Genomic DNA, 7,537 nt, shown 5'->3' with positions numbered 1-7,537 from the left:
GTGAAGGGCGATACGTCGATGGCCGTCGCCGCCGTCGGTCTCATCACCGATGTCGAGCAGGCCGAGAAGATCGTCGCCAACGGTGAGGCGGACGCGGTTCTGCTCGGCCGGGAGCTGCTGCGCAACCCCTCGTGGGCCCGGCACGCCGCCCGCGAACTCGGGGGCGATGTGCACGTGCCGGACCAGTACCACATCGCCCGCGAACTCGGGGGCGATGTGCACGTGCCGGACCAGTACCACCGCTCGGTCTGACGGAACCTGCTTAGGACGCGGCCTACTTCGGAGCGGCCTACTTGCTGACGCGGCCTACTTCTGGCGGCCGAGCCATTCCGTGAAGCTGGTCCCGACGATGTGGGCGTCGGGGCCGGGCAGCAGCTCGCGCCCCTGGGGGTGCGCGCCGAAGTAGCCGACGGACTCGTCGGTGACGACCTCGCGCGGGTCCTTCTCGGCCGCCAGGCCCGTGCGGACGAACTCGTCGAGGTGGAGCTCCTCGGGGCCCGCCACCTCGGTGGTGCCGTTCAGCGGAGCCGCCTCGGCGGCCAGGGCGACCGCCGCGACCACGTCGTCGGACGCGAGAGGCTGGAGGAGCGAGGAGGGCAGCCGCACCGTGTCGCCCTCGGTGGATCCTGCCGCGATGCCCTTCACGAACTCGAAGAACTGGGTGGCTCGGACGATGGTGTACGGGATTCCGGAGCCCTTGATCAGCTCCTCCTGGGCGACCTTGGCGCGCAGGTAGCCCGAGGCGGGCAGTTGTTCGCTCCCCACGACCGACAGGGCGACGTGGTGTCCCACGCCCGCCGCGGCCTCGGCCGCGACGAGGTTGCCCGTGGACGTACGGAAGAACTCCAGCACCGCGCTGTCCTCGAAGGAGGGCGAGTTGGACACGTCCACGACGACCGAGGCGCCCTTGAGCGCGTCGTCCAGGCCCTCGCCCGTGATGCTGTTGACGCCGGTGTTCGGGGAGGCGGGCAGGACCTCGTGGCCGTCCGCCCTGAGCCTCTCCACCAGCTTCGACCCAATGAGCCCAGTGCCGCCGATGACTACGATCTTCATGGTGCAACCCTTCCGGTTTCGTCCGACGGAATCGGACCTGCTGACCATGTGGACCGGACAGGGTTCGGGTTTGTGACAGCCTCGGTCGTCTCCCGGCGCCGCCGGGCTCTTCTCCTGGTGCCGCCCGGCTCTCCTCCCGGCGCCCGCCTCCTACGGAGTGCCGCGAGGACCCGAAAGCGAACGGACGTACGGGTCTAGCTTGGCGGGGTTCATCACCCACATGATCCGGTCGATGCCCTGCGCGGAGGCGTCGACGGCCAGCAGGGCGACGGCTCGGCCCTCGTGCGAGACGAGCACGGCCGGGCGGCCGTTCGCCTCGGCCCACTCGATCTCGGCGCCGGGCCAGAATCTCGGCGCGAAGGCCGCCAGGTACTTGGCGACGCGGACACTGCCGAGCACCGGGATCCTCGTCGCGCCACGCACTCCCCCGCCGTCCGAGTAGCTGACGACGTCCTCGGCGAGCAGCTCTTCGAGTGCCATGAGGTCACCCGTCCGCGCCGCCGCGAGGAAGGCTTCGAGCAGCCTCCGGTGCTCGCCCGCGTCCACCGGCTCCCGGCGCTCGGCGGCCAGGCGTCGGCGCGCCCGGCTGACCAGCTGACGGGCGTTGACCTGCCCCGTTTCGAGGATGGCCGCGATCTGTTCGTACGGGTAGTCGAACGCCTCGCGGAGGACGTAGGCCGCCCGTTCCGTCGGCGTCAGCTTTTCCAGGACCAGGAGCACCGCGAGTTCCATCGCCTCGCCCCGTTCGGCCCCCAGCTGTGGGTCGAGGCTGGTGTCCACCGGTTCGGGAAGCCACGGGCCGACGTACGTCTCGCGGCGCACGCGTGCGGACTGGGCGACGTTGATCGCCAGGCGGGTCGTCACGGTGGCGAGATAGGCGGGCGGGTCCAGGACGACCGTGCGGTCCGTCGACTGCCAGCGCAGCCAGGCCTCCTGGACCACGTCCTCGGCCTCCGCAGCGCTGCCGAGTATGCGGTAGGCGATGCCGAAGAGCTGCCGCCGCACTCCGACGAAGACCGTCGCGGCCTCGTCCAGCGCGCGCTTCCCGGAATCCTGGTCGGGATCCTCCGAGTGCTTCGCCGCTGCCGCTCTCTCCGGCTGGTCCGAACGCATCGCCGCCGCTGCCTCCGCCTCCGTGAGCCGCTGGGTGAACATGCGGATTCTTTCACGGGGCACACAACGTGCCGCAGGAGCAGCGGTGTTCACGCCACCGTGGGCCGCCCCCTCAGCCGGTCTTCCAGCCCCACTGGGGACCGACCCGCTCCCACTCCGTGTCCCACTCGTCCATCCGCCGCCGCTCCAGACGGCCGCGGACCACCCGCCCGCCGGCGAAGGGTACGGCCGCGGCACTCACTCCGATCAGAATGCCGATCATCGCCGCCCGCAGACCGGCCTGGGCCTCCGTCGCGGGCCTGGTGACGAGGAGGCCGTCGGGGTCGGTCCACACGGTGACCGGAGTGCCGGCCGTGCTGCCGGGGTCGACCCGTGTCTGACCCTCGTGGGCCGAACCGTGGGGCGCGGTCCAGCGGACCTTCGCCCAAACCCGCTCCACACCGGCTTCCCTGGTGCCGGGCGCCCGCTCGGTGAGCAGTGCGGGTACGGGCCGCCACTCGACGCGCTCCCTGGCGAGGGTGCGCTCGACCGACTGCGCGGCCGCCAGACCCGCGAACATCCCGGCGAGCAGGACGAGCAGCCAGGTGGCGAGCACGGCCCAGGCCTCCAGCCTGTCGCTGCGGCGCCGCAGCGGATTGGGCCACCAACGCCACAGCAACGCCCTCGGACCTCGTAACGCCGCCATCGCGGGCCCTCCCTCATCACCAGCACACCGACGCCCTCCCATACGAACGCCGCCGCCCTGTTGCTCAGGAGACGTACCCCACATCGTCGACTCCACCGAAGAAACGTTCTGACCTGCGCAAATGTCGCGCCCAGGGGTGACTGTCAGTGCCGGGGTGCAAACTGGCCGATATCTGAGACAGCGACGTCCGGAGGTGGCCGGCATGACCGAGGTACTGCTCACGGTAGGCACACGCAAGGGACTGTTCATCGGACGGCGGCGCGGTGGTGCCTGGGAGTTCGACGACAGTCCGTATTTCAATGCCCAGGCGGTCTATTCGGTCGCGATCGACACCCGCGATGACGTACCGCGGCTCCTCGCCGGCGGCGACAGCGCGCACTGGGGCCCGTCGGTGTTCCACTCCGACGACCTGGGCCGCACCTGGACGGAGCCGGCCAAGGCCGCCGTCAAGTTCCCCCAGGACACGGGCGCTTCGCTGGAGCGCGTGTGGCAGCTGCACCCGGCGGCGGCCGAGCCGGACGTGGTGTACGCGGGCACGGAACCGGCGGCGCTGTACCGCTCGACGGACCGCGGCGAGTCCTTCGAGCTCGTCCGTCCCCTCTGGGAGCACCCCACCCGCTCGAAGTGGGTGCCCGGTGGCGGCGGAGAGGGCCTCCACACCGTCCTCACCGACGTGCGCGACCCGCGCGCGGTGACGGTCGCCGTCTCCACGGCCGGCGTCTTCCGCACGAAGGACGGCGGGGAGAGCTGGGAGCCGTCCAACTCCGGTGTCGAGGCGGTGTTCCTGCCGGATCCGAACCCGGAGTTCGGCCAGTGCGTGCACAAGATCGCGCAGGACCCGACGACCCCTGACCGCCTGTATCTGCAGAACCACTGGGGCGTCTACCGCAGCGACGACGCCGGGGCGCGGTGGACGGACATCGGCGCGGGCCTGCCGTCCACGTTCGGCTTCGCCGCGGCGGCCCATCCGCATCGCGGTGACACCGCCTACGTCTTTCCCATCAACGCCGACTCGGACCGGGTTCCCGCGGACCACCGATGCCGTGTCTACCGCACGGCGGACGCGGGCAGGAGCTGGGAGCCGCTCTCGGCGGGGCTGCCGCAGGAGGACCACTACGGCACGGTGCTGCGCGACGCCATGTGCACGGACGACGCGGATCCGGCGGGCGTGTACTTCGGCAATCGCAACGGCGAGGTGTTCGCGTCGGCGGACGACGGGGACAGCTGGCAGCAGCTGGCGTCCCATCTGCCGGACGTCCTCTGCGTACGGGCCGCGGTGATCGATTGAGCCCCGGGACCAGGCCGGGCCGCACCACCCTCCGCGGCCCCAACATCCGCCGCTGTCACCGCACATACCACCCCGGGCCGTGCGGCGACCACCGGTTGATCAACCATGCGCGTACGGCAGTATGGTGACGCCGTGGCACCACGACCGTTGCATGAAATCGTCGAACAGGGCTGGGCGAAAGCCCTCGAACCCGTGGCCGGACGGATCGCCGGGATGGGGGACTTCCTGCGCGCGGAGATCGCCGCGGGACGTACCTATCTCCCGGCGGGCCCGAACGTGCTCCGCGCCTTCCAGCAACCCTTCGACGACGTCCGGGTCCTCATCGTCGGCCAGGACCCCTATCCGACCCCGGGACACGCGGTGGGGCTGTCGTTCTCGGTCGCGCCCGAGGTGCGTCCGCTGCCCGGCAGCCTCATCAACATCTACCGGGAGCTGAACACCGACCTGGGCCTGCCCCCGCCGACGAACGGCGATCTGACCCCCTGGGCCCAGCAGGGCGTGCTGTTGCTCAACAGGGCGCTCACGACGGCTCCGCGCAAGCCGGCCGCCCACCGCGGCAAGGGCTGGGAAGAGGTCACCGAGCAGGCGATACGGGCACTGGCCGCGCGCGGACGTCCGCTGGTGTCGATCCTGTGGGGGCGCGACGCCCGCAATCTCCGGCCGCTGCTGGGCGATCTGCCGTCGGTCGAGTCCTCGCATCCGTCACCGATGTCGGCGGACCGCGGCTTCTTCGGCTCGCGTCCGTTCAGCCGGGCCAACGACCTGCTGACCCGCCAGGGCGGCGCCCCCGTGGACTGGCGGCTGCCGTGACCCGTCCCGGCGGGACGTCGGGGATGCCGGGGGTTTCGGGCGTACTGGCCGTGGATTCCGGGGGTTCGGGGCTGCGTGTCGTCCTGGCCGTCGACGGCGGCCCGGTCACGGCTCCGCTGGCCACCAGGGAGCCGGTGCGTACCGGCCCCCGGGGCATCGACGCCGGGCATCTCCTCGAACAACTGGTGCCGATGGCCCGGCGGTTGACGGCCGGGACCGGGGTCGAGGGGCTCCGGGCGATCGCGATCGGCGCCGCCGGTCTCACCACCCTGGGCGATTCGCTGCGCGCCGATCTGCCGTCGGCGCTCGCCCGCGAGCTCGGCGTACGGAGGCTCGCGCTGGTCGCCGACGCCGTCACGGCGTACACGGGTGCGCTGGGACAGCGGGTGGGCGCGGTCGTCGCGGGCGGCACGGGGATGATCGCGATCGGCACGGACCTGAAGAGCTGGCGCAGGGCGGACGGCTGGGGCCATCTGCTCGGCGACTGCGGCAGCGGCGCATGGATCGGACGGGCCGGCCTCGAAGCGGCGCTGCGCGCCGACGACGGACGGCCCGGCGGCTCGGCCGCGCTCCTCGGCCGCGCCGAGGAGATGTTCGGCTCGGCCTCGGCGCTGCCGGGACGGCTCTACCCGCGCTCGGACCGCCCCGCGGTGCTGGCGTCCTTCGCCCCCGAGGTGGCCGCCTGCTCCGGCGAAGACCCGGTGGCGGCGGACATCCTTGCCGCCGCGGCCCGGCACATCGCCGACTCGGCGGCCGCGGTGTGCCCGGACGAGGGACCGGGAGAAATCCACGTCGCTCTCACGGGTGGTCTCTTCAGGATGGGCGACCCTCTCCTCGTACCGTTGCGGGCCGCCCTGGCGGAGCGGTTGCCGCACGCCCGGCAGGTCCCGGCGGCGGGCGACCCGCTCGACGGTGCCGTACGCATCGCCGTCGACCTGGCCGACGACCGGCTGACGCTGCCGCGCGACGAGAGCATGCTGTACGTCGTGACGGACGCCGCGGAGCCCCCGGACTCCCGCCGGCCGACGCACTCCCCTTGATCCGTGGACAGCCAGTGAGATCAATCCGTCCGTAACTCATCAGACAAAACCGGACGGATACCGCTCACCTGCACCCTCCCCGAACAGGGGAGCCCAGGAAACCAGTAACATTCGGCGCCATGAGCTCCCCCACTGGGCCCGCGTCCGGCCTGCCAGTACGAATGCCGCGACCCCGCCAGCCCGGCCGGCACCGCCGACCGGAACCGTTGGCGGCTCCCGAGGGCGCGCCCGCGCTCGTCCTCGCGGTGCCGGGCATGCCCAGCGCCGCCACCCGCAGCCTCGCCGAGGAGGTCGTGAGCATCGCGCGCTCCGAGCTCCCCGGTCTCGACGGCCGCATCGGGTACCTCGACGGGGACGACTCGGAGTTCCCCACGCTCCAGTCCGTACTCGCGCACGCCTCCGAGGAGCGCATCGCGCGCTTCGAGCAGGCCCGCGCCGCCGGTGTGGACGTGGTGGAGCCCGACGGCCCGGTCGCCGTGGTCGTACCGCTGCTCGCCGGTCCGGACGGCGCGCTGCTGCGCCGGGTCCGCCAGGCCGTCATGGACAGCCGCGTGGCGGCCGAGCTGACCGATGTGCTCGGCCCGCACCCGCTGCTCGCCGAGGGGCTGCACGTGCGGCTCTCCGAGGCCGGTCTGGCCCGCGCCGACCGCGCCCGGCTGTTCACCGTGGCCACGGCCGCGGACGGCATCATCCTGGCGTCCGTGGGCGGCGACGAGGCCGTGCAGGCCGCCGGGATCACCGGCATGCTGCTCGCCGCGCGGCTCGCCGTGCCCGTGATGGCGGCGGCGCTCGACGTGGACGGCGCGATCGCGGCCACCGCCGAGCAGCTGCGTTCCTCGGGCTCGCAGCAGCTTGCGCTCGCCCCGTACCTGATCGGTCCCGAGCTCGACGCGGGTCTGCTCGACGCCGCCGCGAAGGAGGCGGGCTGCTCCGCCGCCGAGGCGCTCGGCCCGTACCCGGCGATCGGCAAGCTGGCGCTCGCGAAGTACACCTCGGCGCTGGGCATCGCGCCCCCGCAGCCGCAGGGCGCGCCGGTCCGCTGACGCGGACCGCAGTCGCACACGCACAAATCCCGAAGGGCCCGCTCCGCTGTCCGGAGCCGGGCCCTTCGGGGTTTCGGCGTTCTTCCCGCGGATGTCCTGGCGGTCTTCCCCGCCGGTGTCCTAGTCGAGCACCACGCAGGACGCCGCGGGTGCCTTGACCGAGCCGCCCCGCTTCGGCACGCCCGTGTCCTGGTCCACCTCGAACCAGGTGACGTTTCCCGAGCGCTCGTTCGCCACGTACAGGAAGCGCCCGGTCGGGTCGAGGGCGAGCGCCCGTGGCCAGGCACCCCCACAGGGCACTGTGGTGACCAGCCGGGGCCCTTCGCCGGGCGGGCCGGGCACGAGCACGGAGAGGACGTCCTGGCCGCGCGTGGCGGTCCACAGGAAGCGGCCGTCGGGCGACACGACGATGCCGGACGGATAGGCGTCCCCGTCGGGGAGGTCCGGCAGCACGGATGTCTCACCGACCGGCCCACTCCGGGCTCACCTCGGTGTGGACGAACGC

8 protein-coding genes and 1 pseudogene are annotated in these 7,537 nt (G+C 72.5%); 5 read left to right on the top strand and 4 right to left on the bottom strand.

Going from position 1 to position 7,537, the window contains the following annotated elements:
- Positions 1–252, top strand: a 252-nt coding sequence (locus tag O3Q52_RS45045) for a tRNA-dihydrouridine synthase (RefSeq protein WP_269654297.1), incomplete at its 5' end; no start/stop codon positions are given.
- 54 nt (positions 253–306) lie between these two features.
- Here the strand turns inward: O3Q52_RS45045 and O3Q52_RS45040 are convergent.
- The 3 genes from O3Q52_RS45040 to O3Q52_RS45030 all read right to left on the bottom strand — a co-directional run bounded on the left by O3Q52_RS45040 (position 307) and on the right by O3Q52_RS45030 (position 2,851).
- Entirely contained in the window at positions 307–1,053 is a 747-nt protein-coding gene (locus O3Q52_RS45040; RefSeq protein ID WP_269654296.1) for an SDR family oxidoreductase, read from the bottom strand.
- 150 nt (positions 1,054–1,203) lie between these two features.
- Positions 1,204–2,208: an RNA polymerase sigma-70 factor gene (locus tag O3Q52_RS45035; RefSeq protein WP_269654295.1), complete on the bottom strand. Its 1,005-nt coding sequence runs from the start codon at positions 2,206–2,208 to the stop codon at positions 1,204–1,206.
- Positions 2,209–2,278: 70 nt separating this feature from the next.
- Positions 2,279–2,851: a hypothetical protein gene (locus O3Q52_RS45030; protein WP_269654294.1), complete on the bottom strand. Its 573-nt coding sequence runs from the start codon at positions 2,849–2,851 to the stop codon at positions 2,279–2,281.
- Between the two features lie 202 nt (positions 2,852–3,053).
- Here O3Q52_RS45030 and O3Q52_RS45025 point away from each other — a divergent pair, with 202 nt between their 5' ends.
- The 4 genes from O3Q52_RS45025 to O3Q52_RS45010 all read left to right on the top strand — a co-directional run bounded on the left by O3Q52_RS45025 (position 3,054) and on the right by O3Q52_RS45010 (position 7,032).
- Positions 3,054–4,139: a sialidase family protein gene (locus tag O3Q52_RS45025; RefSeq protein ID WP_269654293.1), complete on the top strand. Its 1,086-nt coding sequence runs from the start codon at positions 3,054–3,056 to the stop codon at positions 4,137–4,139.
- A 132-nt stretch (positions 4,140–4,271) separates the two neighbouring features.
- On the top strand, positions 4,272–4,949 hold the full coding sequence (locus tag O3Q52_RS45020) for a uracil-DNA glycosylase (protein ID WP_269654292.1): 678 nt from the start codon (positions 4,272–4,274) through the stop codon (positions 4,947–4,949).
- Positions 4,950–4,972: 23 nt separating this feature from the next.
- Complete coding sequence (locus O3Q52_RS45015; protein ID WP_269654291.1) at positions 4,973–5,989, top strand: N-acetylglucosamine kinase; 1,017 nt, start codon at positions 4,973–4,975, stop codon at positions 5,987–5,989.
- Between the two features lie 119 nt (positions 5,990–6,108).
- Positions 6,109–7,032: a sirohydrochlorin chelatase gene (locus tag O3Q52_RS45010; RefSeq protein ID WP_200400138.1), complete on the top strand. Its 924-nt coding sequence runs from the start codon at positions 6,109–6,111 to the stop codon at positions 7,030–7,032.
- Between the two features lie 120 nt (positions 7,033–7,152).
- On the opposite strand, the pseudogene O3Q52_RS45005 reads toward O3Q52_RS45010, so the two are convergent.
- Positions 7,153–7,503: pseudogene (locus O3Q52_RS45005) on the bottom strand (lactonase family protein); the annotation flags it as partial.
- Positions 7,504–7,537 lie beyond the last annotated feature (34 nt).

Origin of the sequence: Streptomyces sp. ActVer (assembly GCF_027270795.1) — a bacterium.
GTDB lineage: Bacteria > Actinomycetota > Actinomycetes > Streptomycetales > Streptomycetaceae > Streptomyces > Streptomyces umbrinus_A.
Note: the sequence above shows the minus strand (reverse complement) of the source record. Positions and strands in the feature narration are given on the sequence as shown.